The sequence below is a fragment of the Hansschlegelia sp. KR7-227 genome (assembly GCF_049446035.1).
In the GTDB taxonomy this organism is placed as follows: Bacteria; Pseudomonadota; Alphaproteobacteria; order Rhizobiales; family Methylopilaceae; genus Methylopila.
This window is the reverse complement of the sequence record NZ_JBMSEA010000001.1, coordinates 899,186-923,490: the sequence shown is the minus strand read 5'-3', so window position 1 is coordinate 923,490 and position 24,305 is coordinate 899,186. Positions and strand designations below refer to the sequence as shown.

Genomic DNA, 24,305 nt, shown 5'->3' with positions numbered 1-24,305 from the left:
CCCTCGGATGCGCGCCGCGACGTTTCAGCGCCCGCAGTTGTGTTAGGCTGACAGCGGAGCGCTCCCAGACACGGGGCTGAGCCGGGAAGTAAATGATCTAACGAAAACAACCAACAACGTCTGGAGCGCGCTATGACGACGGTCGACGCAAGCAACAGCACGTCCCGATTCAACATGACGGACGGGGAGCAGTTCGATCTCGCGGCGCCGCACACTGCGGGAGGCCCGCTGGTCTATGGATGGCGGACCACCGCGTTCACCCGGATCGAGGCGACCGGGACCGGATTCGAGGTCGACGGGGCCAACTATCCCACCGACGGAGCAGTGGAGCATCTGACGATCGACCTTGCCCAGGATGAGGGCCGCATCGATCCGACGCCCGAAACCGACGTCACCATCGAGCCGTCCCGTCTCACCGCCCTGACCGCGCTCGTGAGCCGGGTCGGGACGAATCCCCAGAGCGCTGCTGACAAATTCTGGGAGACCTTGCTGTCCGGCGACGATCGAATGATCGCGCCGAAAGGCGTCGGCGCAGCGCTGTTCGGCGACTTCCTGCAAATCACCGCCAATCGCCTGTTCCGCGAGACGAAGGTCGGCGGCGACGACACGCTGAGCGCCGATCCGGGCGAGTTCCCGGGAGGTCTCGTTCCGATCGGGGGCGGACGATCGCTCAGCAACTCGCTGCTGATCGGGGACGCGGACCTCGTCAGCGGCACGCATCAGACAAAGGGCGACTTCACGTTCCACGGTCGCTTGACCGGCGGCGACGACGTGCTCCGACTGACGGGGTCGCCTTACTACTCCCTCATCGGAGACGCGCGCAGCGTGACCGAATACGGCGTGCTGACTGGCGGAAACGACCACATCCGCTCGGACGCCGAGGCGGAGTTCTTCTTCGGTCGACAGCAGTCCGCCCTGGTCGGAGACGCCGACGACAGCGCAGGGACCGTCCGCGGCGGCGCGGACGTCGTCACCGGATCCGATTTCTCCTTCCTCGACGAGATCCTGGCCGGCGACGTGCGGGTGATGACCGATGGCGACCTCACCGGCGGCGCCGATCTGATCAACGGTCGCGGCGGGCACGATTACATCGGCGGCGACGCGATCGCCGCGCTTGGCACGGTGCGCGGCGGAAACGACACGATCACCGGCGGCGAGGACAGCGACATCATCGCCGGCGACGCGCTCCAGGCCGGCGGGGGCGGTTCGTTCGGAGCGTCGGGGACGCCGTCGACGACGATCGTCGCCATCCGAGGCGGCGCGGACGTGATCAGCGGAGACGACGGCGCGGACCGCATCGCCGGCGACGTCTACTTCATCGGCGGCGCCTCGCTCACCGCGGCCATGACGGGCGGCAGCGACACCATCGCTGGCGGAAACGGGAACGACCGACTGTTTGGAGACTTCGGCGTCGGAGACAGGACCGGCAAGGCTCTCACCGGGGCGGCCGACACGATCCGCGGCGGCGCGGGCGACGACACGATCGACGGCGGCTCCGGCGGGGGCGGCGACCTCATGGAGGGCGGAGCCGGGAACGACGTCTTCTATGTCGACGTCGCCGGCGACCGGGTGGTCGAAGCGGCCGGCGGCGGCGTGGATCGGGTGTTCTCGACCGCGACCTATCAGCTCACGGCGAATGTCGAGAACCTCGCTCTGCTCGGCGCCGCGGCGATCAACGGCGTCGGCAACGGCCTTGCGAACGTTCTGACCGGAAACGACGCGGCGAACCGCCTGAACGGGCTCGCCGGGGCGGACACGATGATCGGCGGCCGCGGCGCCGACGTCTATCACGTGGACGATTCGGCCGACCGCGTCGTCGAGGCGGCGAATGAGGGGAGCGACACCGTCGTCGCGGAGGCGTCCCACACCTTGGCCGCGAACGTTGAAAACATCACGCTCGTCGGCTCGGCCGCCGCGAACGCCACCGGCAACGCGATGGCGAACGTGCTCTTGGGCAACGCCGCGTCGAACCTCCTCAACGGCGGCCTGGGCTCCGACACCCTGACCGGCGGAGCGGGCGACGATGTCTTCGTGTTCCGCGATCCGCTCGGTCCGACCAACATCGACACGGTCGAGGACTTCAGCGTCGCCGCCGACACGATCCGCATACGGGGAGTGATCTTCGACGGCCTTCCGGTCGGACAGCTGGCCGCCGCCACCTTCAAGATCGGCGCGGCGGCCAACGACGCGTCGGACCGCATCGTCTACAACGGCGCGACGGGAGCGCTGTACTTCGACGCCGACGGCAATAGGGCCGGCGCCGCGGTCCAGTTCGCGCGATTGGACGGGGGCCTCGCCCTCACCGCCGCGGATTTCCTCGTGGTCTGACGACCGCCCGTCAGGTCTTCGCCTTGGGAGTCTCCCCGATCCCCGCGGGCGCTTCGACATGGCCTCCGAACTGGAAGCGCATGGCCGACAGCAGGCGGTCCGCGAACGAATGCTCCTGCCGCGAGCGGAAGCGCGCGAACAGCGCCGTCGCCAGCACGTCGACCGGCACCGCCTCCTCGATCGCGGCCTCGATCGTCCAGCGTCCCTCGCCGGAATCGGCGACGCGGCCCTCGAAGCCGTCGAGCTTGGGGTCGGAGGCGAGCGCCGAGGCGGTCAGGTCGAGCAGCCACGACGAGACCACGCTGCCGCGCCGCCAGACTTCCGCCACGTCCGCCACGTCGATCGTGAAGCGGCGGTCCTCCGGCAACGCCGCGGAAGCCTTCTGCCGCAGGATTTCGAAGCCCTCGGCATAGGCCTGCATCAGGCCGTATTCGATGCCGTTGTGGACCATCTTGACGAAATGGCCGGCGCCGGCCGGGCCGCAGTGGATGTACCCCTCCTCGACGCGAGGGTCGCGGCCCTCCCGGTTCGGGGTTCGGTCAATGTCCCCGCGGCCCGGCGCGAGGGCCTTGAAGATGGGGTCGAGGCGGTTCACCGCCTCGTCGTCTCCGCCGATCATCAGGCAGTAGCCGCGCTCCCGGCCCCAGACGCCGCCGGACGTGCCGGCGTCGACATAGTGGATGCCCTTCTCCTTGAGCGCGGCGGCGCGCTTGATGTCGTCCTTGTAGTAGCTGTTGCCGCCGTCGATCACGACGTCGTCGGGAGACAGCGCTTCGCCGAGAGCAGCCACGGCGTCGCCGGTGATCTTGCCCTCCGGCAGCATGACCCACACCGCGCGCGGCGCCGGCAGGGCGGCGACGAGATCGGCCAGTTCATGGACGCCCGACGCGCCTTCCCCGGCCAGCCGGTCGACGGCGCCCCCGTCGACGTCGTAGACGACGCAGGCGTGCCCATGATCCATCAGGCGGCGCGCAATGTTGCCGCCCATGCGGCCCAGTCCGATCACTCCGATATGCATCGCTCTCGCCTCTCGGAAAAAACGCCCAGGATCCGGCGCCGGAAGAGACATAATGTGTCATACGCCGCTGTCGATCGAATGACCGCCTGACGGTCACGCCAGGCGCCGACGCCAATTGGCCGCGGGCGGTTCGGGATTGACGCCCGCGCGCAGAGCGGGCGTGATCCCTAATAAGGCCCTTAAGAGGCCACTCGAGGAAATCGGAGGAGTCCATGCCAGCGCCTGCCCATCCGTCGCCCAGGCGCCTCCTGCGAACGAGCGGGGTCGACGCGAAATGAACGTCCAAGACAAAAGCCCGACGCCGTCCGAGCCGGCGGCTGACGCGGCCCTGCGCGATCGCGTGGTGCGGCTGCGACTCGGGCTGGAGGAAGGCCTGATCGGAATCTCCGGTCTGGTGGAGCGGCTGCTGATCGGGCTTCTGACCGGCGGCCACGTTCTGATCGAAGGCGCGCCCGGCCTCGCCAAGACACGCGCCGTCAAGCGCCTCTCCGCCGGTCTCGACGCGAGCTTCGCGCGCATCCAGTGCACGCCGGACCTCATGCCGGCCGACCTTACCGGCACGACCGTGTGGCGGCCCGACCAGGGGCGGTTCGAGTTTCTCGCCGGACCGCTGTTCCATTCGCTGATCCTCGTCGACGAGATCAATCGCGCGCCGCCCAAGGTCCAGTCAGCATTGCTGGAGGCGATGGCCGAGCATCAGGTCACCGCGGGATCGAACACCTATCCCCTGCCCGACCCCTTCATGGTGGTCGCGACCCAGAACCCGATCGAGCATGAGGGGACCTTTCCCCTGCCGGAGGCGCAGCTCGACCGCTTCCTGATGCATGTCGTCGTCGGACTGCCGGACGCCGTGTCCGAGCGGAAGATCCTCGACCTCGTCGAGCTCGAGACGGCAGGCCACGAGCAGGTCATGCCGCTGCGGCTGACGGGCGAGGAGATCCGGCGGGCGCGGCGCGACGTCGCCAACGTCCACCTCGCGGCGGCGCTGAAGGACTACATCGTGCGCATCGTCACCGCGACGCGCGACCCCGACGTCGCGCCCGAGGTGCGACGGGCGATCGAATATCCCGTGTCGCCGCGGGGAACCCTCTCGCTCGCGGCGGCGGCGAAGGCGCGCGCCTATCTGCAGGGCCGCGACCACGTCACGCCGGACGACGTCGTCGACCTCGCGGCTGACACGCTCGCGCACCGGCTGGTCCTGACCTGGCGGGCCGCCGCCGACGGCCGCACCGCCCGCGACCTCGTCGCGCCGCTGCTCGACGCGGTCCGGCCGCTGTAAGGGGACGGAACACTCGTGGACGCGGTCGCGGTTCCCGGCGTCGATCTCGACGCCAACGCGCTGATGGGTTTGCGCCACCTGACCGGTCGCGCGCCGTCCAAGGCGACGCGCCGGCTCGCCGCGCGGCCCGGCGGCATCGTCACGCGCAGGCGGGGGCGAGGCAGCGAGATCGACGACGTGCGGATGTGGATCGACGGCGACGACATCCGCCACATCGACCGCAACGCCACCGCCCGGACCGGCCAGTTGCACACGCGCACCTTCCGCGACGAGCGGGAGCGCGCCGTGTTGCTGGTCGCCGACTTCCGGCCGGCCATGCTGTTTGGAACCCGCCGCGCCTTCCGTTCGGTCGCGGCGGCCGAAGCGCTCGCCATGGTGGGTTGGCGGGCCGCCGCCGAGGGCGGCCGCATCGGCCTGCTGACGATCGGGACCGGGGAGCCGAATTTCGTGCGGCCGAAAGGCGGCGAGCGGGCGATGAGCGCGATCGTCGGCGTCATGGCGCGCGCCCACGCCGACGCGCTCGCGGAGGAGGACCGGGCGGACCCCTCGCTGAGCGCCGCCCTCGAAACGGCCGTCGGCGCGCTGCCGCGCGGAGGCCATTTGATCCTCGCGAGCGGGCTGGACGAGCCCGGCCCCGGCTTCGACGAAGTGATCAGGGCCGCGACGACGCGCATCTCCATCTCCGTTCTGCTCGTCACCGACGCCTTCGAGACCGAGGCCCCGAAGGGCGCCTACGCCTTCCTGTCGCGCGACGGACGGCGCGGCTGGCTGTCAGGACGCAAAGAGACGCGCGCGGCCGACCAGCGGCGCGCGCGCCTGACGGCGCTCGGCGTGCCTGTGGTCGACATCGACGCCGCGTCCGGGCCTGAGCGCGTCGCGCCGATGCTGGAGCGTCTCGATGCCGCCCGATGACCCTCTGGCCGGTCTGAGGGCCCTGCATCTGCCGCCCGAGACGCATTCGGTCTGGGCGGATCTGGGGCTCGCCGTGGCGGCGGGCCTGGCGGTCGCGCTCCTGGTCGCGTTCGCGGCGCGCCTGTTCCTTCGGCCGAAGCGGTCGCTGCGCGCCTCCGCGCTCGAGGCGTTCGAAGCCGCGAACACGCTCCCGCCCGACGACAAACGGGCCGCGCAGGCTGCGCTCCTGCGGCGGGTCGTGCGCACGATCGAGGGGGAGGCCGCGGCCCACGCCGCCGGCCCCGAATGGAGCGCGACGCTCGACCGCGTGTTCAAGACCGACCTGTTTCGCGCGCGCTCGGGCAAGTCGCTGACCGAAGAGCTTTATGTCCGGCCGGAACGCCGCGGCCCCGACGACGCCGAGCTCGACCGCGAGCTCGCCGGCCTGCTCGAAAGGCTCCGGCGATGAACGGGCTGTGGCAGTTCGCCTTTCCCGTCGCCCTGCTGCTGCTTCCGCTGCCGTTCCTCGCCGCGCGCTATCTGCCGGCCGACGGGCGGGTCGGCGGCGCGCTGAAGGTTCCGGGCACCGTCGCCGCGAGCCAAAGCGAGGCCGATCCGTCTTCGGCCGCGACCGGCGGACGGCGGCTCGTCGCTTGGATCGCCTGGATCGCGCTCGTCGTCGCGCTCGCAGGCCCACGCGTCGTGCTGCCGGCGGCGGCGCTTCCGACGACCGGGCGCGACCTGCTGGTGACCTTCGACCTGTCCGGTTCGATGGAGCGGACCGATTTTTCGCTCGACGGCCAGACCGTGCGGCGGCTCGACGTGGTGAAGACCATCGGCGCCCGCTTCATCCGCGGCCGCGCGGGCGACCGGGTCGGCCTCATCGCCTATGCCGACCAGACCTATGTCGTCTCGCCGCCGAGCTACGACGTCGAGGCGGTGGCGCGCGCGCTCGACGGCTTCGCGATCGGCCTCGTCGGGCGCTCGACCGCGATCGGCGACGGTCTCGGCCTCGCGCTGCGGCGCCTCGCCGACGCGGACGCCAAGTCGCGCGTGGTCGTGCTGCTGTCGGACGGCGTGAACAACGCGGGAGTGTCGCAGCCGCGCGACGTGGCGCGGCTCGCCCGGGAGATGGGCGTGCGGGTCCACACCATCGCGATGGGCCCGCGCGACGTCGGCGAGGGCGACGGCAACCCCGACGTGGTCGACGTCAAGACGCTGACGGACATCGCGACCGAAAGCGGCGGCCGCATGTTCCGCGTCAAAACCAGCGAGGACATGGAGGCCGCGGTCAAGGCGATCGACGAGGTCGAGCCGACCCGTTCGCTCGCGCCGCCGGCCCCGATCTGGCGCGAGCTCTGGCCTTGGCCGGCCGCGCTCGCCTTCCTCGCCTCTGCGGCGACCGTGCTGGTACGGAGGCGCGGCGGATGACGGAGATGTTCGGGCTCGCGCTGCTCAGGCCATGGTGGCTGCTAGGCGTGGCCGCCGCCGGCCTGGTCGCCTTCGCCGCCGTGCGCCAGGCGGGCGGCGTCGGGGACTGGCGGCGCGCGGTCGATCCGCATCTGCTCGACGCCTTGGCGCGGCGCGGCGCGGTGGTCGCGGGGCGCGGACGAGGCGCGATCGTGGCGGCGGTCGCGGCCGCCCTCATCGCGCTCGCGCTGATCGGCCCGGCGGTCGAGCGCAGCGAGGCCACGAGCTTCCGCAACCTCGACACCATGATCATCGCGCTCGATCTGTCCCGCTCGGTCGCCGAAAGCCCGCAGTTCCGCGACGCGCGCCTCGCGGCTCTGACGGCCGCCGAAGCCGCCGGCACGCGCCAGGTCGCCGTGATCGCCTTCGCCGGCGACGCCTATCTCGTGAGCCCTCCCACCAACGACCGCAAAGGGCTCGAGACGACCCTGTTCGCCCTCGACGGTCAGACCGTGCCGGACCCCGGCAGTTCGCCCACCCGCGCGCTCGCCCTCATCCGCAGGACGCTGAAGGACGCCGGCGCCGTCGGCGGCGACGTGGTGATGATCACGGACGGGGGCGGGATCGACGAGGGCGCGCAGAACGAGGCGCGCGGCCTGAAGGACGACGGGCAGGCGCTGCACGTCATCTTTGTGACGCCGAAGACCGCGACCAACGCCCCGCCCGGAAGGGCCATGACGGGCCGGCCCGAGCTCGAAGCGCTCGCCTCGATCGGCGGCGGACTGTCGGGCGACGTCGACCATACGGAGGCGATCTCGGAGAGGCTCTCCAGCGGGGCCGCGCAGCGGCTCGGCCCCGGGGCGTACTCCTCCCTCGTCTGGCACGATTTCGGGCGCTGGCTGCTCGCGCTCGCGCTCGCCCCGGCCCTGCTCCTGTTCCGCCGTGGAGGCTGACGTGGCGCGCGCGCTCCTCGTCCTGCTGCTGATCGTCGGCGCCCTGGCCGTGGCGGCGCCCTCGGAGCGCCTCGGTCGGTCGCTCTACGCGGCCGGCATGCCGCGTCTCGCAGGCGCGCTTCTCGACGGCCCGGCCTGGCGGGGAGCGACGCTCTACGCGCAAGGGCGCTTCGCGGAGGCCGCCCAGGCCTTTCAGGGGGCGACCTTCGCGGCGGCCTCCTATGACGAGGGAACGGCGCTGGCGCGCGCCGGCGCGCTGGGAGAAGCGATCACCGCGCTGAACGACGCCCTCTACCGCGATCCGAACGACGAGGACGCCCGCTACAATCTCGCGCTCGTCGAAGCCCTGAAGGCCCGGCGCGAGCGGCAGCTGCGCGACGCCATGAACGCGGCGAACGCGACGGCCACGAAGCAGAAGCGCGGCGGCGAGGCGCCGTCGAGCGCCGAGAACGAGGTCAACTCGACCGGAGAAGGCGCGGCCGGGGACCGCGATTCCGGCCGCCAGGCGAACTCGCCCGGACGCGCGCAGGTGACCCGCGCCGGTCGCGCCCAGCAGAGCGAGGTCGACTGGCTCGGCGGCGAGGCGCGGGGCTCGGTCGGCGCGGCGGAGGGCGGCGGCCGCACCGGCGGCGATTCCTCCAAGGTCGCGACCTCGTTCGACATGGCGATCCGGCTGCCGAAGAAGAGCTACAGCCAGCAGACCGTGCACCCCACCCGCCAATGGCTGCAGACCATTCCCGACGATCCCGGCAAGTTTCTGCGGCTCAAGCTTGCGGCCGAGCGGTCCGGGCGCGCGGCGCGCGGCGTCGCGGCGCCGGGCAACATGGATCCATGGTGATGCGCAAGCTCTTCGCCGCCTGCGGCCTCGCGGCCGCGCTAGGCCTCCCCTCCGCGCCGGCCGCAGCGCAGGCGCCGAGAAGCGAATTCGACGACGTGAAGCTCGAGGTGTTCGCCGACACCCACGGCGTCGACCCCTACCCCGGCGAACTCGTGCTGCTGCGCATCCGCGGGACCTATCGCCCGAAGATCAATCTGCAGAAGCTCATTCAGCCCGACCTCGTCAATTTCGGCTGGAACAACCTCACCCGCGACCGCAGCTGGTCGACCGAGTTCCGGAATTTTCCGGCGACGGCGTTCGAGCGCACGATGGCGCTGTTTCCCGAGAAGACGGGTCCCCAGGAGATCGGGGCCTTCACGCATCACCTGACAGTGGTCGACGGCGACACGAACCGGATCCTCGACGTCAAGTCGCAGCCGATCACCCTCAATGTCGCGACATGGTCGGGACCGGGCGGCCCTGACGATCCCAACGTCTGGTGGCTGCCCTCGAGCGACGTCCGGATCACGGACGAATGGTCGGTCGATCCCAATCGCGTGCCGCGCGGCGAGAACGTCCGCCGCACGGTCACGATCGAGGCCGACGGCGTGACGGCCGAGCATCTGCCGCCCCCGCCGGTGATGCGCTCGCCCGGCGTGATCTCGTTTCGCGGACCGAACGACCGCGAGACGCGCGTGACCGAGAACGGACCAGTGGCGCGCGCGATCTACCGCTGGGACATGCGGCCGATCACGGCGCACCCGGCCACCATGGAGGCGGTGACGATCCCCTGGTTCGACACGCGAACCCGGACGCTGCGCGAGGCGACGATCCCGGCTCAGCGCCTGGCCTGGGCGGCCGGCGGAGGCGCCGAGGGCGAAACGGTCGCGCCGCCGCCGCCCGCTCCGCGCGCGTCCGTTCCCCAGATCGCGGGCGCCGCCGCGGCAGGCCTCGCCGCCGGTCTCGCGCTGCTGCTCGTCGGGGCGAAGGGCGGCGGAGACGGCCCGCCGCGGTTGCCGCCGCGGGAAATATGGGCGCTGAGGCTCGCTGGGCTGCGCCGCGATCCCTCGGCCCTGCGCGCGGCCGTCACGGCGCTCGCCCGGCGGGAGCCGGACAGGGCGAGACGATGGCTCGCCGAACACGAGGTGCGCGCCGGCCTCGCCGAGCTCGATCGCCATCTGTTCTATCCGGGCGCGGCGCCGCCGCCGGACGTGCGGAGGCTGGCGCGGACTGTCCTGGCCGCCCGCCGTCGCACGCGGCCCAAGCTGTCCGGCCGATCGGGCCTCGCGCCGCTTGACGGCCCGTATCGGCCCGGCTGATCCGCCGGGCCCGAGTGGAGTTGGATCAGACGGCCCGGCCTCTGCTCCGCATCATCGCGTCGACGCTCCACGGACCCGGCCCGGCGGCGAAGATGTAGAGGAACACGAAACAGTAGAGCGCGATCAGCTCGCCCTTGTTGATGATCGGAAAGAACCCTTGCGGGGCATGGGCGAGAAAATAGCCGACGGCGCACATGCCCGACATGATGAAGGCCGCCGGGCGGCTGAAGAGCCCGATCGCAAGCAGCGCGCCGCCGATCAGCTCGATCGCGCCCGCGACCGTGGTGAGGGCGCTCAAGGGGTTGGCCGGCAGGGGGAAGCCCAGAAGCTTCTGGGTCCCGTGCTGCATGAAAAGCAGCGCTGACACGATGCGGAGCACGCTCAGCAGCTGAGGCGCCCAGGGACTGGCGAAGGCGAATGACATGGCCGGCCTTTCGGGTTCGGAGAACGAGCCCGCCACGTCTATCGGTTCGACGCAGGCTCACCAACAACCGCGACGGCGCCCGCTCGGCAAAGTGAACGGGCGCCGGCGCGACGGGCGGCGGCGCGCTGATCCGCTCGCGCTACTCCGCGGCGACGATCGCTTGGGCCGGCGCCTCTTCCGGGAAGGTCGGGTAGACGTTGAAGGAGCGGCCCATCTGCTTGGCCAGCGCCAGCACGGCGTCGATGAACGGCGTCTCGACCTGCACCAGCTGCCCCATCTCCTGCACCGCGGACAGAAGGGCGTCGAGCTCGAGCGCCTTGCCGGCCTCCAGATCCTGCAGCATCGACGTGCGGTGCGCGCCGACCTTCGCGGCGCCGTTGATGCGGCGCTCGACGTCGACCTTGAACGTGGCGCCGAGCTTTTCGCCGATCTGCTGCGCCTCGAGCATCATCTTCTTCGACAAAGCCCGCGTGCCGGGATCGGTCGCGACGATGTCGAGGGTTGCGCGGGTCAGCGCGGAGATCGGGTTGAAGCACAGGTTTCCCCACAGCTTCAGCCAGATGTCGTCGCGGATGTCGTCATAGTAGCGCGCCTTCAGGCCGCTCGCCTCGAGCGCCTCGCCGAACGCTTTCAGCCGCGCGCTCTCCTTCCGGTTCGGCTCGCCGAGGCCGAAGGTGTCGCCGTAGATGTGCTTGATGACGCCGGGCTCGGTGATCTCGGTCGCGGGATAGACGGTGGAGCCGATCACCCGCTCCGGGCCGATCGCGTTCCACTGCCGGTCGCCGGGATCGACGGTCTTCAGACGCAGGTCCTTGTAGGGCGCGTCGAGGCCGAAAAAGTACCACCACGGCACGCCGTTCTGGGCGGTGACGACGGCGGTGTGGTCGCCGAACAGCGGCTTCATGTCCTCGGCCGACTCCCAGGCCTGGTGCGACTTGAGGCCGACGATCACGTAGTCCTGCGGTCCGAGCTCGGCTGCGACCTTGGTCGCGGGCATCTCGGCGACCTTCTCCTCGCCGCCGATGATAAGCTTCAGGCCCTTCTCGCGGATCGCGGCGAGATGGGGTCCGCGCGCGATCAGCGAGACGTCAATGCCGGCTTGCTTCATCTGCACGGCCATATAGCCGCCGATCGCGCCCGCCCCGTAGATGCAGATCTTCATGGCAGCGTTCCTTCAATCGAGAATGCGTAAGGGACCCGCAGCGCCCGCTCGGCGCCGCGCAGCCTGAACCAATGTGAGATGGGCCGCTAGCGCAGCGCCTCGGCGATCGTCCGCCCGACGAGATGGGCGCTCGGGGCGATGCGGACCCCGGCGCGCTCGAGCGCCGCGATCTTCGCCGCAGCGTCCGCGCCCTCGCCGAAGGTCAGCGCGCCGGCGTGGCCCATCCGGCGCTCCCGCGGCGCGTGGGCGCCCACGATCAGCGCCACGATCGGCTTCGACGGCCGGGCGCCCGCCACGTAATCGGCGACCTCCTGCTCCTCGACCCCGCCGATCTCGCCGATGATCACGACGCCGTCCGTCTCTGGATCGGCGAGGAACAGTTCGAGGCACTCACGCATCGACATGCCGTGGACGGCGTCGCCGCCGACGCCGACGGTCGTCGACTGGCCGAGGCCGGCCGCGGTCACCTGAGCCACCACTTCGCTGGTCAGCGAGGCCGAGCGCGACACGATTCCGACGCCGCCGGCGCGCTCGCTTCCCGTCGCCATGACGCCGAGCTTGCAGACGCCCGGCGCAAGCACCCCCTGGCTGTTGGCGCCGACGAGCCGGGTGCGCGACCCCTTGAGCGCCTCGCGGACGCGCAGCATGTCGAGCACGGGCACGCGCTCCGTCACCGTGACCACCAGCGGCATCTCGGCCTCGATCGCCTCGATCATCGCGGCGCCCGCGGTCGGCGGCGGCACGAAGACGATCGAGGCGTTGGCGCGCGTCTCCCGCATCGCCTCGGCGACCGTGTCGTAGATCGGCGCGCCCAGATGCCGGCGCCCGCCCTTGCCGGGCGTCACGCCCGCGACGACGTTGGAGCCGTATTCGATCATGCCCGCCACATGGTGCGTGCCGGCCCAGCCGGTCATGCCCTGGCTGAGAATGCGGGTGTCCTCGCTGAGCAGGATCGCCATCGTTCAGGCCGTCCCGCCGGCGGCGATCGCGACGGCCTGCTGGGCCGCCGTTCCCATGTCCGGCGCCTCGATCACGGCGCAGCCGAAATTCGCCAGCCGGCTGCGCGCAAAGTCGGCGTTCTGGCCGGCGAGCCGGATGACGATCGGAAGCTTGCGGCCTGATCGTCGGAGCGCGACGCCGAGCCCTTCCGCGATCGTGTCGCAGGACTGCATGCCGCCGCCATGCACGTTGATCAGCAAAGTGCGGATGCGCGGATTGTCGAGCAGCAGCGAAAAGCCGTGCGCGATGTCGAGGCTGCGCGCCGTGGTGCGGATGTCCATGAAGTTCGCGGGCCGCCCACCGGCCTTCGCGACCATGTCGAGCGTCGCGAGCCCGAGGCCCGCGCCGTTGGAGACCAGGCCGATGTCGCCGTCGAGCTGCACGAAGTTCAGCTGGTCGCGATGGGCCGAGAGCTTGACCCGGTCAACCTCTTCCTCGTGGCGCAGCGAGGCGAGCTCCGGATGGCGGAACAGCGCGTTGTCGTCGAGCGTCATCTTGACGTCGAGCGCCTTGATCGCGCCGTCGGCCAGCACCGCGAGAGGGTTGATCTCGATCAGGCTCGCGTCGAGTTCGATGAAGGCGCGGCGCAAGCCCCGGATCAGGGCGGAGGCGGCCTCGTTCGCGGCGCCCTCGACGCCGACGCGCGCGAGAAAGCCGGAGAGCTCGCCCGGGTCCGGCTCCGTCGCGACCGAGAGCCGGAGCTTCTCGCGCTGAAGCTTGCCTTCGCGCACCCGCTCCTCGATTCCTTCCCCGCCGTCCGGCGCTCCGAGCAGGACCAGCCCGTCGGCGGACGGGTCGACCAAGAGCGCGAGATAGACCGCCTTGAGCGCGGCGACGCCTTCCTCGACCAGCACGCGGCGCACCGTCTCGCCCTCGCCCTCGGTCTGGGCGGTCGTCATGCGCTGACCGAGCAGATCGGCGGCGGCGGCGCGCGCCATGGACGGGCCGTGCGCCATGCGGACGCCTCCGGCCTTGAGCCGCTCGCCGGCGTGGATCTGGGCTTTGACATAGACCGGGCTCGCGCCGAGATCGCGCGCGACCGCCTCCGCCTCGTCGGCCGTCAGGGCGACGGCGCCGCGGGGAGCGACCAGTCCGTAATCGGCAAGCAGGCGCTTGGCCTGGAATTCGTGAAGCCGCATCGCGACGCGCCTCCTCCCCGTCGAGCGCCTCGCGGGCGCTTCTCTTTGGTATACTTCATGCCAAAACGCGCCAGCAATCCGCCGATGGGCTGACTCGATCCGCCGCGCGGCGCGCCGCCGCGGAGCGCCTTTAGTCGAAGATGTCGCCGTGCTCCTCCACATAGGTGGCGAGTCCCAGCGTGTGGTCGCGCGATCGGCGCTCGGCCGCCTCCTGGTCGCGGCGCTCGAGCGCCTCGATGATCGCGAGGTGATCCTCCATCGAACGGCTCGCGCGGTCGTCGCGGCCGATGGTGATCTGCCGGATGCCGCGCACATGCATGAAGATGTTCTCGGTCATGTCGAGCAGCGTCGCGGAGCCGCTGAGCTTGATCAGCGCCTGGTGGAACTGGATGTTGGCGGCCGAATATTCGCTGAGGAAGTCTTCGGGCTTGTGGCCCTCGTCGAACCCTTCGAACAGCTTCCGCAGCTTGGCGATCGCCGCGTCGCTCGCGCGCTCGGTGGCGAGTCGCGCGGCCATGCTTTCCAGAGCCGCCCAAGCCTGGACCATCTCGATGACTTCGCGCTTGGTCTTCTTGAGCACCATGATGCCGCGGCGGGGCATCGACTTCACGAAGCCTTCCTGCTCCAGCATGGCGACGGCCTCGCGCACGGGAGTCCGGCTCACGCCCAGTCGCTCCGAGAGTTGCCGCTCGTCGAGCCAGGTCGGATCCGAGGTCGAGTAGATGTCCATGTTGACGATGCCGCGCTTGAGGGCGGCATAGACTTTCGTCTTGTAGGTCTGCTCGGGGGCGAACCGTTCCAGGACGAGTTCGCCTTCCGCGTCGTCTGCGGCCGGCCAACGCAATTGGGATTTCACAGGCTCGTTCTCCGGCGACGACTGACCATTCTGCTGTCCTATGCATAGCAGACGGAATCGTTCAGGAGAACTTGAACGCTCAGCTTCTTCGACGGCGCCTCGCCGGCCGGGACTGGCGCCGGGCTGGCCTACGGAATCCCACAAAAAAGAACGCCATGGTCGGCGAGGAACCGGCCATGGCGAAGTTGCCTGAGCAGAAACTCTGGCGACCCGCGTCAGAAAGCGGCGCCGCCGACGCGGCGTCGGGCGCGCTGTCCAGACCGGTCGCGCGACCATGTGGGCGGCCCCAATCGCGGCCCACTTCTGGCATTTGGCATACCAGACGGGCGCATTGTCAAGCCTGCAGCGACGCCGGGTCCGGTCATGGGCGACTGACGGCCTGAAGAATGCGCGGGAAGACTGACTTCGACTTTCGTGACGTCTTCCGGATTCGGAGCAGGACGCACTGTGGTCCCCAAGGGGGCGCGCCGAGCACGCCGGTCGGTCCGAACGTGTCCGCATCCGTGCCGAAGGCGCCCGAAGGCGTGGAGGCGGCGGCCCCTAAGTTCTCAAGCGCTGACGATGTGCTGCGCGACGCCGGTCCGGCGCGTGGCGGAGTCGCCCCCGCGTCAAGGTCTCGCCGGATGCGAGACCATGCCGTTCGTCGATCGTACGGGCCCAGCGGGCCGCCGCGATCAGAAGCCCAAGGCGTCTTCCAGCGGTCCCTTGGGCAGGGGCACGAGGAACCACACCTCGAACATCAGGAAACTGACGAGCGCGATCGACAGCGAGACCGCCAGCGATTTCCAGACCGGGAACTTGCCGAAGAACAGCATGAAGCCCGCGATATAGATCGCCGAAGCCACATAGATGCCGATGTAGGAGGTCGCGAACACGTAGAACACGGCGGGGATGAAGATCGCCATCATCCGCATGAAGCCCGGGCGCGTCGTCATCACGCCCGCGCCTTCCTCCGAGGGGATCGCCGCGCGGATCAGATTGACGATGCTCGAGAGCGCCATGACCACGGCGACGTAGAACGGGAAGTAGCCGGGAGCGGGGCCTTCGTTCGGCCGCCAGTTGAAGCCGAGACGCACGCTGTCCGTGATGACGATGGCGGAGACGACGAGGAACAGCAGCGCCACGGCGATGTCCGTCGTCCGGTAACTGACGAGCGTCTGCTCGTCCTGAACGTCGTGTGGTGCGTGACTCATGGCTGGCCTCGTCGTCTCGGCTTACAGGGTCGGGTTGTCGACGAACGTCACTGCGTCTGCACGAGGAAGCCGGCTTCCTGCATGAGTTCGCGGTGCTTCTTCTCGGCCTCAGTCAGCCAAGCCTCGAATTCCGCACCCGACATGGTGGTCTCGTTGAAGGCGCCCTTGTCCATGAAGCCCTTCCAGTCTTCGGTCGCCATGACCTTCTTGAACAGATCCACGTAGAACGCGACCTGCTCGTCCGTGGCGCCCGAGGTGGTGAAGATGCCGCGCAGCATCTGATACTCGACCGGCAGACCGGATTCCTTGCAGGTCGGCACGTCGCTCCAGGCCATGTCCTCGGTGATCTTCGCGGTGTGGGTCGAGCGCTGGGCGTCGAAGATGCACAGCGGCTTGAGCTGCTTGCCGCGCCACTGCGCGACCGCCTCGATCGGGTTGTTGACGCTGGAGTCGATGTGCCCGCCGACGAGCTGCACCGCGACCTTGCCGCCGCCGTCATAGGGAATGTAGGTGAATTTCTTGCCGCCGGTCTGGCGTTCGATCGCCGCCGTGATGATCTGGTCTTCCTGCTTCGAGCCGGTGCCGCCCATCTTGAACTGGCGGTCCGGCGCGGCCTTGACCGCCTCGATGTAGGCCTTGGCGTCGGGGTAGTTCTTCTCGGCGTTGGTCCACAGGATGAACTGGTCGAGCGCGAGCATCGAGACCGGCCTCATGTCCTTCCAGTTGAAGGGCGTTCCGGTGCCGAGCGGAGTGGTGAACAGGTTCGACAGCGTGATGATGATCTTGTGAGGGTCACGCGCGCTTCCCTTCATGTCGAGGAAGCCTTCGGCGCCTGCGCCGCCGCCCTTGTTCAGGACGACGACGGGCTTCTCCATCAGGTTGTTCTTCTGGATCACGCCCTGGATGAAGCGCGCCATCTGATCCGCGCCGCCGCCCGTGCCGGCCGGAATGATGAAGGTGACGGGCTTCGTGGGCTTCCACTCGGCCGCGGCGGAGGCGACGCCTCCCCCGAAGGCGAGCGCGGCGCCGAGCGCCAGCGCGGCGGTCTTCCGAGACAGTGCAGACATGGACGTCCTCCCAGTGTCGCCGCTTTCGCCGCGGCTTGTGCGTTCAGGCGGTTGGCATGCGCAGTTCAAGCCCGCGGACGAAGCGGCGGCCTTAAGCCGCCCGCCGCACCGAATCGTCGCCCCTCAGTCTTTCGAGCAGAGCGGACACCAGCGGCCAGAGCGCGAGCACCAGGCCGAGGGTCATGATCCCGCCGCAGAGCCAGTTGGACCAGAACACCGTCACGTCGCCCTGTGAGCTCAGCATGGCCTGGCGGAAGGAGCTTTCCGCCTGGTCGCCGAGCACCAGGGCGAGCACGAGCGGCGGCAAAGGATAGCCGAGCTTCGAGAACAGATAGCCCATGACGCCGAAGACGAGCATCATCCAGACGTCGAACATGGCGTTGTTCACGGTGTACGCGCCGATCGCGCACACCACCACGATCGCCGGGGCGATGATCGAGAACGGCACGCGCAGGATGGCGGCGAACAGCGGCACGCAAGTCAGCACGAGCACGAGGCCGACGACGTTGCCCATATACATCGAGGCGATCAGGCCCCAGACGAAGTCCTTCTGCTCGACGAACATCAGCGGCCCCGGCTGAAGTCCCCAGATCAGCAGGCCGCCGAGCAGGACGGCGGCCGTCGGCGAGCCGGGAATGCCGAGCGTCAGCATCGGCAGCAGGGCTGCGGTTCCCGCGGCGTGCGCGGCCGTCTCCGGCGCCACGACGCCCTCGAGCTCGCCCTTGCCGAAATGCGCGCCGCGCTTCGAGAAGCGTTTGGCGAGGCCATAGCCCATGAAGGACGCCGGCGTCGCGCCGCCGGGCGTGATGCCCATCCAGCAGCCGACGATGCAGCTGCGGAGGAACGTCCAGCCCATTTTCGGCAGCTGCTTCCATGTCCGGATGACGGCGTCCATCCGCAGCTTGGCCGTGGCGCCGCGGAAGCTCAGCCCCTCCTCCATCGAGGTCAGGATTTCGCCGATGCCGAACAGGCCGATGACCGCGACCAGGAACTTGAAGCCGTTCAGCAGCTCTTCGTGGCCGAAGGTGAGGCGCAGCGTTCCGGTGACGCCGTCGAGGCCGACGGAGGCGAGCGCGAACCCCAGACACATCGACGCGAGCGTCTTGAAGGGCGACCCGCGGCCCATGCCGAGGAAGCTCGCGAAGGTCAGGAACTGGACCGCGAAGAACTCGGCCGGCCCGAACCGCAAGGCGAATTTGGCGATGATCGGCGCAAGGAAGGTGATCAGGATGACGGCGAAGATCGCGCCGACGAAGGACGAGGTGAAGGCCCCGACGAGCGCCTCGTCGGCCTTGCCCTTCTGCGCCATCGGATGGCCGTCGAAGGTGGTGGCCACCGACCATGGTTCGCCGGGTATGTTGAAGAGGATCGCGGTGATCGCGCCTCCGAACAACGCCCCCCAGTAGATGCTGGTGAGCATGATGATCGCGGAGGTCGGCTCCATCGAAAAAGTCAGCGGCAGCAGGATTGCGACGCCGTTGGCGCCGCCCAGGCCCGGCAGGACGCCGATGATCACGCCCAGAACGATGCCGATGACCATCAACAGCAAGTTGTAGGGCGTGATGGCTACGGCGAAGCCGCCCAACAAGGAGCTGAACTCCTCCATGCGTGTCCTCCCACCCGTTTTATTGGATCATCGATGGTCGGACACCCGCCGTCCGACCTTCCGCGTCCGTTTGAACAGACGCTAAGCCGAGATCTTCTGGCATGCAATATGCCTTTTTTTGTTGCGCCGCAGCAACAAAACAGCTTCCGAAAAGACTAACGTCGGCTGGATTTGGCCCAAATGTATGGTATGCCAGAAACCACCGAGGCGATAACCATGGTTTTCATCCGTGGTTGGCCTGACCGCAGGCGCGACGTCCAATGACGAATGCGGAACTCGACATCAGGCCGATCGAAGAGGTCCAGAGCCTCAAGTCACGCACCTACGATGCGCTGAAAACCGCGATCGCGTCGATGAACATATATGACGAGAACGCCCAGCTTCGGCTGGACGAACGCGCCCTGTCGCTGCGATTCGGGGTGAGCCGGACGCCGCTGCGCGAGGCGCTCGCGCAGCTCGAGCAGGAAGGACTGGTCCGCATCGTTCCGCGGCGCGGCATCTACATCGCGCGCAGGACCAAGGCCGAGATCCTGGAGATGATCACGGTCTGGGCGGCGCTCGAGAGCATGGCCGCGCGGCTCGCGACGGAGGTCGCGAGCGACGAGGAGATCGCGGGCCTCCATCCGCTCGTCGACGCCTTCTCGAGCTCGGGCGTCGACGCGCACATGTACGAATATTCCGACGCCAACATCAGCTTCCACGCCGCGATCATCGGCCTGTCGCGCTGTCAGCTCGTCATCGACATCGCGAACGGCCTGTTCACCCATGTGCGCGGCATCCGCCGCCGCACCATCTTCGAAAAGGACCGCGCGCGCCGCTCGATCGTCGACCACAAGGATATCGTTGAGGCCCTCGAAACACGCAACGCGGAGCGCGCCGAACGTTTGGTCCGCGAACACACCCTAAAACTCCGCGATCACGTTGAGCGCTTCGTCGCTCTCGACTGACGCCAACGATAATCAACAAGTCCAGGAGGAAACCGCCATGAACGTCGCCGTCAAACCCGCCCCGAGCACCGCCGAGGACACGCTCGCCCAGAAGAGCCGGGACGCCAGCGTCATCTCCGGAGGACGTCTCGTCGCGAAAGCGCTGAAGGCGGAAGGCGTCGACACGATCTTCACGCTCTGCGGCGGTCACATCATCGACATCTATGACGGCTGCCTCGACGAGGGCATCCGCATCATCGACGTCCGCCACGAGCAGGTCGCGGCGCACGCCGCCGACGGCTACGCGCGGCAGACCGGGCGCCTCGGCTGCGTCGTCACCACCGCCGGCCCCGGCTGCACCAACGCCGTCACCGGCGTCGCCACGGCGTTCCGCTCGGAGAGCCCCGTCCTGCACATCGGCGGCCAGAGCGCGCTCACGCAGTGGAAGATGCAGGGCCTTCAGGACCTGCCGCATGTCGACATGATGAAGCCGATCACGAAGTTCTCATCGACGGTGATGTCGACGGAGCGCGTCGCCGACATGGTGTCGATGGCAGCCCGCGAGTGCTTCTCGGGCGCCTATGGCCCGGCCTATCTGGAGATTCCCCGGGACGTGCTCGACCGCGAGATCCCGATCGAGAAGGCGATCGTGCCGAAGCCCGGCCACTACCGCGCCTCGGTCAAGTCGATCGGCGATCCCGCCGACATCGAGAGGCTCGCCGACCTCCTCGTCAACGCCGAGCGGCCCGCGATCCTGCTCGGCCAGCAGGTGTGGTCGTCGCGCGGCCACGAGGACGCCATCGCTCTGTTGCGCGGCCTCGACATCCCCGGCTACTTCAACGGCGCCTCGCGCGGCCTGCTGCCGCCCGGCGATCCCCACCATTTCGACCGCACCCGGTCGCTCGCCTTCGGCAAGGCGGACGTCGTGGTCATCGTGGGCACGCCGTTCGACTTCCGCATGGGCTACGGCAAGCGCATCAACGTGCCGACGCTCGTTCAGATCGACCAGGGCTACAACATGGTCGGCAAGAACCGCGACGTCGATCTCGGCATCGCCGGCGATCCCGGCGCGGTCCTGAAGGCCGTGCTCCAGGCGGCGTCGGGCCGGATCAAGAACGACAAGCGGCAGGCCCGGAAAGACTGGATGAAGTCGCTGCACGCGGCCGAGGACGCGGCCTATCAGAAGGTGCTGCCGCTGCTGCAGTCGGACCAGAGCCCGATCCACCCCTATCGCGTCGCCTACGAGCTCAACGAATTCCTGTCGGACGACACGGTCTATATCGGCGACGGCGGCGACGTCGTCACGATCTCAGCCCAGGCGGTGCGTCCGCGCCGGCCCGGCCAGTGGATGGATCCCGGCGCGCTCGGCAGCCTCGGCGTCGGCACGGGCTTCGCGCTCGCCGCCAAGGTCGCAAACCCGGAAAAGGAAGTGCTGGTCTATTACGGCGACGGCGCCTTCTCGATGACCGCCTTCGACATGGAGACCTGCGACCGCTTCAACGCGCCCTACCTCGCGGTGATCGGCAACAACTCCTCGATGAACCAGATCCGCTACGGCCAGATCGCCAAATATGGCGAGCAGCGGGGAAATGTCGCGAACAAGCTCGGCGACGTGCCGTTTTCGAAGTTCGCGCACATGCTCGGCAACCATGGCGAGGAGGTCCACGAGGCCAAGGACATCCAGCCGGCGTTGCTGCGCGCTCGCGAAGCGATCGCCAAGACCGGCCGGTCCGCGGTCGTCAACATCTGGGTCGACCCGAACGAGTACGCCCCGGGCACCAAGAACCAGACAATGTATAAATAATGCCAGAGACGAATTGACGGCGCGGGCGACCGCGCCGTCATGTGATCGCCGCAATGAAACACGCGCCGCAGGCTTTGGACCCCGGCGCGCGCCTGACAGGGAACATCAGTTATGAGCAAAGCTCTCGAAGGAGTCCGCATTCTGGACTTCACGCACGTCCAGTCGGGCCCGACCTGCACGCAGCTCCTCGCCTGGTTCGGCGCGGACGTCATCAAGGTGGAGCGCCCCGGCGCCGGCGACGCCACCCGCCAGCAGCTGCAGGACATTCCGGACGTGGACAGCCTCTATTTCACGATGCTGAACCACAACAAGCGGTCGATCACGATCGACACCAAAAACCCGAAGGGCAAGGAGGTGCTCTGGCGGCTCGTCAAGGAATGCGACGTGCTGGTCGAGAACTTCGCCCCCGGCGCGCTCGCCCGCATGGGCTTCTCCTGGGAGAAGCTGCATGAAGCGAACCCTAAACTCATCGTCGCCTCCGTGAAGGGCTTCGGGCCCGGGCCGTTCGTCGACTGCAAGGTCTATGAGAACGTCGCGCAATGCGCCGGCGGCTCGGCCTCGACCACCGGTTTCCGCGACGGCCCGCCGCTCGTCACCGGCGCCCAGATCGGCGACAGCGGCACTGGCCTGCACCTCGCGCTCGGCATCGTCACGGCGCTCTACCACCGCACCCATTCCGGCGAAGGCCAGCGCGTCGACTGCGCCATGCAGGACGGCGTGCTGAACCTCTGCCGCGTCAAGCTGCGCGACCAGCAGCGCCTCGCCCATGGCCCGCTGCACGAATACAGCCAGTTCGGCGAGGGCGTTCCCTTCGGCGACGCCACGCCGCGCGCCGGCAATGATTCAGGCGGCGGCCAGCCCGGCCGGATCCTGAAGTGCAAGGGCTGGGAGCACGATCCCAACGCCTACATCTACTTCATCACCCAGGCCGCGGTGTGGGAGCCGATCTGCGACATCATCGGCGAGCCGAGCTGGAAGACCGATCCGGGCTATGCGAGCCCGAAGGCCCGCCTGCCGCACCTCAACGAGATCTTCACGCGCATCGAGGCGTGGACCATGAAGCACGACAAGTTCGAGGCGATGGACATCCTCAACGAGTACGACATCCCCTGCGGCCCGATCCTGTCGATGAAGGAGATCGCCGAGGATCAGTCGCTGCGCGAGACCGGCACGATCGTCGAGGTCGATCATCCGACCCGCGGTAAATACCTGTCGGTCGGCAACCCGATCAAGCTCTCAGCCAGCCAGACGGAAGTCACCCGTTCGCCGCTGCTGGGCGAGCACACCGAGGAGATCCTTCGCGAGGTGCTGGGCTATCGGGACAACGAGATCGCCGAGATCGAGGGATCGGGCGCAGTCGGCCGGGTGACGCGCCTGGCGGCCGAATAAGCGCGTCAAACGCACATCTGTGACCCCGCCGTCTCCGGACGGCGGGGTTTTGCGTTTAGGATCGGGGGAACGAACAAACGGAACCGGCAAGGAGGGCTCCATGCGCATCGTCGTCCACGGACAGCAGGCTTTCGGCAAGGCGGTGCTGGAGGCGCTGCTCAACCGCGGCGAGGAGGTGGTCGCGGTCTATGTCGCGCCTGAGAAGGAAGGACAGAAGGCCGACCCGCTGAAGGAGGCGGCGCTCGCCGCCGGCCTCGAGGTGCGCCAGCCCTCCTCCTACAAGGACGAAGCGGTCGCCGAGGCGTTCCGTGCCCTGAAGCCCGACCTGCAGGTCATGGCCTTCGTCACCCTGTTCGTGCCGTCCGAGTTCCTGAACATCCCGACCCACGGGTCGATCCAGTACCACCCCTCGCTGCTGCCGGCCTATCGCGGCGCAAGCGCGATCAACTGGCCGATCATCAAGGGCGAGACGACGACCGGGCTCTCGATCTTCTGGCCCGACGACGGCCTCGACACCGGCGACGTGCTCCTCCAGAAGACCACGGAGATCGGCCCTGAGGACACGCTCGGCACGGTCTATTTCGACCGCCTGTTTCCGATGGGCGTCGAGGCGATGCTGGAAGCCGTCGACCTCGTGAAGGCGGGGAACGCGCCGCGCATCAAGCAGGACGAGGCGCTCGCGACCTATGAAGGCCTTTGCCGCGCCGCCAACGCCAAGATCGACTGGGGCAAGCCCTGGTCCCAGATCGACCGGCTGATCCGCGGCTGCAATCCGGCGCCGGGCGCCTGGACGACGCTCGACGGCCAGACGCTCAAGATCTTCGACGCGACCCCCCTCCCCGCCAAGTCGCCGAAAGGCATCGCCGGCAAGCTCGGCGAGATCGCCTCGGTCGAGGAGGACGGCTTCCTCGTGGTCTGCGCCGACGGCCGCTTCAAGGTCACGCGGGTGCAGGCCGACGGCGAGAAGAAGGCGCCCGCCCATGAATGGGCGGCGGCCGCGGGCCTCCAGAAGGGCGCGAGGTTCGGCTGAGGCGCGCGATCAGTCCTTGAGAATGACCGTCGCATGGCCCTTTTCGATCTGGTCGATGACCAGCAGCTTGACGGTGTCGGGCCCGATGTTCGCGCCCTGATGCCACTGACCGATCGCCTCGACGACGAAATCGCCGGGCTTGAACACCGCCGTCACGCCGGTGGCGTCGTTGGCGACGCTCAGTGTGCCGGAGACGACATAGGCGTAGCGCGCGGAGGGATGTTTGTGCACGGGCAGCGTCGCGCCCGGCTGGATCTCGTAAGTCGACACGATGAGCTGGACGTCGGTCTGCGGGAGCACGATCGGCTGGCCGCTCGACGTCACCGACGTCGTCAGCATGGGCGTCACGGTGACCGGCTTGGTCGGCTCCAACGCCACGACTTGGGACGAGACCAGGCAGAAACCCGCCACGCATGAAATCCGCAAGGCCCGCATAATTTATCTCCTCAATATGTCCGGATGATTGACGTTATTCTTTAAATTCGAGCGCCGCCGGCGGTTGACCGAACCCGCAACCCGCTTCTCGACATGAGAAATACACGGCGCGCGCTTAACGCGCCGTTCCGAAACTCTGCAAACTCTTCCGCCGGGCGCTGGCTCCCGATCACAGGCGAGAGCGGCTGGGCGTCCGGAAGCGAACCGCTTGAGCCTGGGAGCGAGGAGCGTGCGCGCCTGCCGCTCAGCGGCGCGGAAGG

At 68.7% G+C, this 24,305-nt stretch carries 22 protein-coding genes; 12 read left to right on the top strand and 10 right to left on the bottom strand.

Annotated elements, in window-relative coordinates; all coding sequences use genetic code 11:
* Window positions 1-132 precede the first annotated feature (132 nt).
* Window positions 133-2,328, top strand: coding sequence for a hypothetical protein (locus ACO2RJ_RS04305; protein ID WP_423266781.1), 2,196 nt, complete (start codon window positions 133-135; stop codon window positions 2,326-2,328).
* Between the two features lie 10 nt (window positions 2,329-2,338).
* Here ACO2RJ_RS04305 and gnd read toward each other — a convergent pair whose 3' ends face one another.
* Window positions 2,339-3,346 carry a phosphogluconate dehydrogenase (NAD(+)-dependent, decarboxylating) gene (gnd, locus tag ACO2RJ_RS04300; RefSeq protein WP_423266780.1) on the bottom strand — a complete coding sequence of 336 codons (1,008 nt, stop codon included), beginning with the start codon at window positions 3,344-3,346 and terminating at the stop codon, window positions 2,339-2,341.
* A gap of 274 nt (window positions 3,347-3,620) precedes the next feature.
* On the opposite strand from gnd, the gene ACO2RJ_RS04295 reads away from it, so the two are divergent.
* From ACO2RJ_RS04295 to ACO2RJ_RS04265, 7 genes are all read left to right on the top strand, one after another.
* On the top strand, window positions 3,621-4,625 hold the full coding sequence (locus tag ACO2RJ_RS04295; protein ID WP_423266779.1) for an AAA family ATPase: 1,005 nt from the start codon (window positions 3,621-3,623) through the stop codon (window positions 4,623-4,625).
* A 63-nt stretch (window positions 4,626-4,688) separates the two neighbouring features.
* On the top strand, window positions 4,689-5,537 hold the full coding sequence (locus ACO2RJ_RS04290) for a DUF58 domain-containing protein (RefSeq protein ID WP_423268908.1): 849 nt from the start codon (window positions 4,689-4,691) through the stop codon (window positions 5,535-5,537).
* A complete protein-coding gene (locus ACO2RJ_RS04285) occupies window positions 5,524-5,985 on the top strand; it encodes a DUF4381 family protein (protein WP_423266778.1) in 462 nt (153 codons plus the stop codon). The genes ACO2RJ_RS04290 and ACO2RJ_RS04285 overlap by 14 nt, the downstream gene beginning before the upstream one ends.
* Entirely contained in the window at window positions 5,982-6,947 is a 966-nt protein-coding gene (locus ACO2RJ_RS04280; protein WP_423266777.1) for a VWA domain-containing protein, read from the top strand. The genes ACO2RJ_RS04285 and ACO2RJ_RS04280 overlap by 4 nt, the downstream gene beginning before the upstream one ends.
* Window positions 6,944-7,879, top strand: coding sequence for a VWA domain-containing protein (locus ACO2RJ_RS04275; RefSeq protein ID WP_423266776.1), 936 nt, complete (start codon window positions 6,944-6,946; stop codon window positions 7,877-7,879). Before ACO2RJ_RS04280 ends, ACO2RJ_RS04275 begins: the two co-directional genes overlap by 4 nt.
* A gap of 1 nt (window position 7,880) precedes the next feature.
* A complete protein-coding gene (locus tag ACO2RJ_RS04270; protein WP_423266775.1) occupies window positions 7,881-8,717 on the top strand; it encodes a hypothetical protein in 837 nt (278 codons plus the stop codon).
* Window positions 8,717-10,015, top strand: coding sequence for a hypothetical protein (locus ACO2RJ_RS04265; protein ID WP_423266774.1), 1,299 nt, complete (start codon window positions 8,717-8,719; stop codon window positions 10,013-10,015). Before ACO2RJ_RS04270 ends, ACO2RJ_RS04265 begins: the two co-directional genes overlap by 1 nt.
* Window positions 10,016-10,040: 25 nt before the next feature.
* Here the strand turns inward: ACO2RJ_RS04265 and ACO2RJ_RS04260 are convergent, their stop codons facing one another.
* From ACO2RJ_RS04260 to ACO2RJ_RS04225, 8 genes are all read right to left on the bottom strand, one after another.
* Window positions 10,041-10,439: a DoxX family protein gene (locus ACO2RJ_RS04260; protein ID WP_423266773.1), complete on the bottom strand. Its 399-nt coding sequence runs from the start codon at window positions 10,437-10,439 to the stop codon at window positions 10,041-10,043.
* A gap of 139 nt (window positions 10,440-10,578) precedes the next feature.
* Window positions 10,579-11,601: a 2-dehydropantoate 2-reductase gene (locus ACO2RJ_RS04255; RefSeq protein WP_423266772.1), complete on the bottom strand. Its 1,023-nt coding sequence runs from the start codon at window positions 11,599-11,601 to the stop codon at window positions 10,579-10,581.
* A gap of 86 nt (window positions 11,602-11,687) precedes the next feature.
* Window positions 11,688-12,560: a succinate--CoA ligase subunit alpha gene (locus tag ACO2RJ_RS04250; RefSeq protein WP_423266771.1), complete on the bottom strand. Its 873-nt coding sequence runs from the start codon at window positions 12,558-12,560 to the stop codon at window positions 11,688-11,690.
* Between the two features lie 3 nt (window positions 12,561-12,563).
* Window positions 12,564-13,739 (bottom strand): succinate--CoA ligase subunit beta, encoded by a 1,176-nt coding sequence (locus ACO2RJ_RS04245; RefSeq protein WP_423266770.1) that lies wholly within the window; start codon window positions 13,737-13,739, stop codon window positions 12,564-12,566.
* A gap of 130 nt (window positions 13,740-13,869) precedes the next feature.
* Complete coding sequence (locus ACO2RJ_RS04240) at window positions 13,870-14,595, bottom strand: GntR family transcriptional regulator (protein WP_423266769.1); 726 nt, start codon at window positions 14,593-14,595, stop codon at window positions 13,870-13,872.
* A gap of 674 nt (window positions 14,596-15,269) precedes the next feature.
* Window positions 15,270-15,788: a tripartite tricarboxylate transporter TctB family protein gene (locus ACO2RJ_RS04235; RefSeq protein WP_423266768.1), complete on the bottom strand. Its 519-nt coding sequence runs from the start codon at window positions 15,786-15,788 to the stop codon at window positions 15,270-15,272.
* Window positions 15,789-15,835: 47 nt separating this feature from the next.
* Window positions 15,836-16,855, bottom strand: coding sequence for a Bug family tripartite tricarboxylate transporter substrate binding protein (locus tag ACO2RJ_RS04230; RefSeq protein ID WP_423266767.1), 1,020 nt, complete (start codon window positions 16,853-16,855; stop codon window positions 15,836-15,838).
* A gap of 91 nt (window positions 16,856-16,946) precedes the next feature.
* Window positions 16,947-18,461, bottom strand: coding sequence for a tripartite tricarboxylate transporter permease (locus ACO2RJ_RS04225; protein WP_423266766.1), 1,515 nt, complete (start codon window positions 18,459-18,461; stop codon window positions 16,947-16,949).
* A gap of 260 nt (window positions 18,462-18,721) precedes the next feature.
* Between ACO2RJ_RS04225 and ACO2RJ_RS04220 the strand changes: the two genes are divergently transcribed.
* From ACO2RJ_RS04220 to ACO2RJ_RS04205, 4 genes are all read left to right on the top strand, one after another.
* Window positions 18,722-19,408, top strand: a complete 687-nt coding sequence (locus ACO2RJ_RS04220) for a GntR family transcriptional regulator (RefSeq protein WP_423266765.1) — start codon at window positions 18,722-18,724, stop codon at window positions 19,406-19,408.
* Window positions 19,409-19,445: 37 nt separating this feature from the next.
* Window positions 19,446-21,191, top strand: a complete 1,746-nt coding sequence (locus ACO2RJ_RS04215; RefSeq protein WP_423266764.1) for a thiamine pyrophosphate-binding protein — start codon at window positions 19,446-19,448, stop codon at window positions 21,189-21,191.
* Window positions 21,192-21,302: 111 nt separating this feature from the next.
* On the top strand, window positions 21,303-22,580 hold the full coding sequence (gene frc / locus ACO2RJ_RS04210) for a formyl-CoA transferase (RefSeq protein WP_423266763.1): 1,278 nt from the start codon (window positions 21,303-21,305) through the stop codon (window positions 22,578-22,580).
* A 100-nt stretch (window positions 22,581-22,680) separates the two neighbouring features.
* Window positions 22,681-23,610 (top strand): methionyl-tRNA formyltransferase, encoded by a 930-nt coding sequence (locus tag ACO2RJ_RS04205; protein WP_423266762.1) that lies wholly within the window; start codon window positions 22,681-22,683, stop codon window positions 23,608-23,610.
* 9 nt (window positions 23,611-23,619) lie between these two features.
* Here the strand turns inward: ACO2RJ_RS04205 and ACO2RJ_RS04200 are convergent, their stop codons facing one another.
* Window positions 23,620-24,021 carry a cupin domain-containing protein gene (locus tag ACO2RJ_RS04200; RefSeq protein ID WP_423266760.1) on the bottom strand — a complete coding sequence of 134 codons (402 nt, stop codon included), beginning with the start codon at window positions 24,019-24,021 and terminating at the stop codon, window positions 23,620-23,622.
* Window positions 24,022-24,305: the final 284 nt, after the last annotated feature.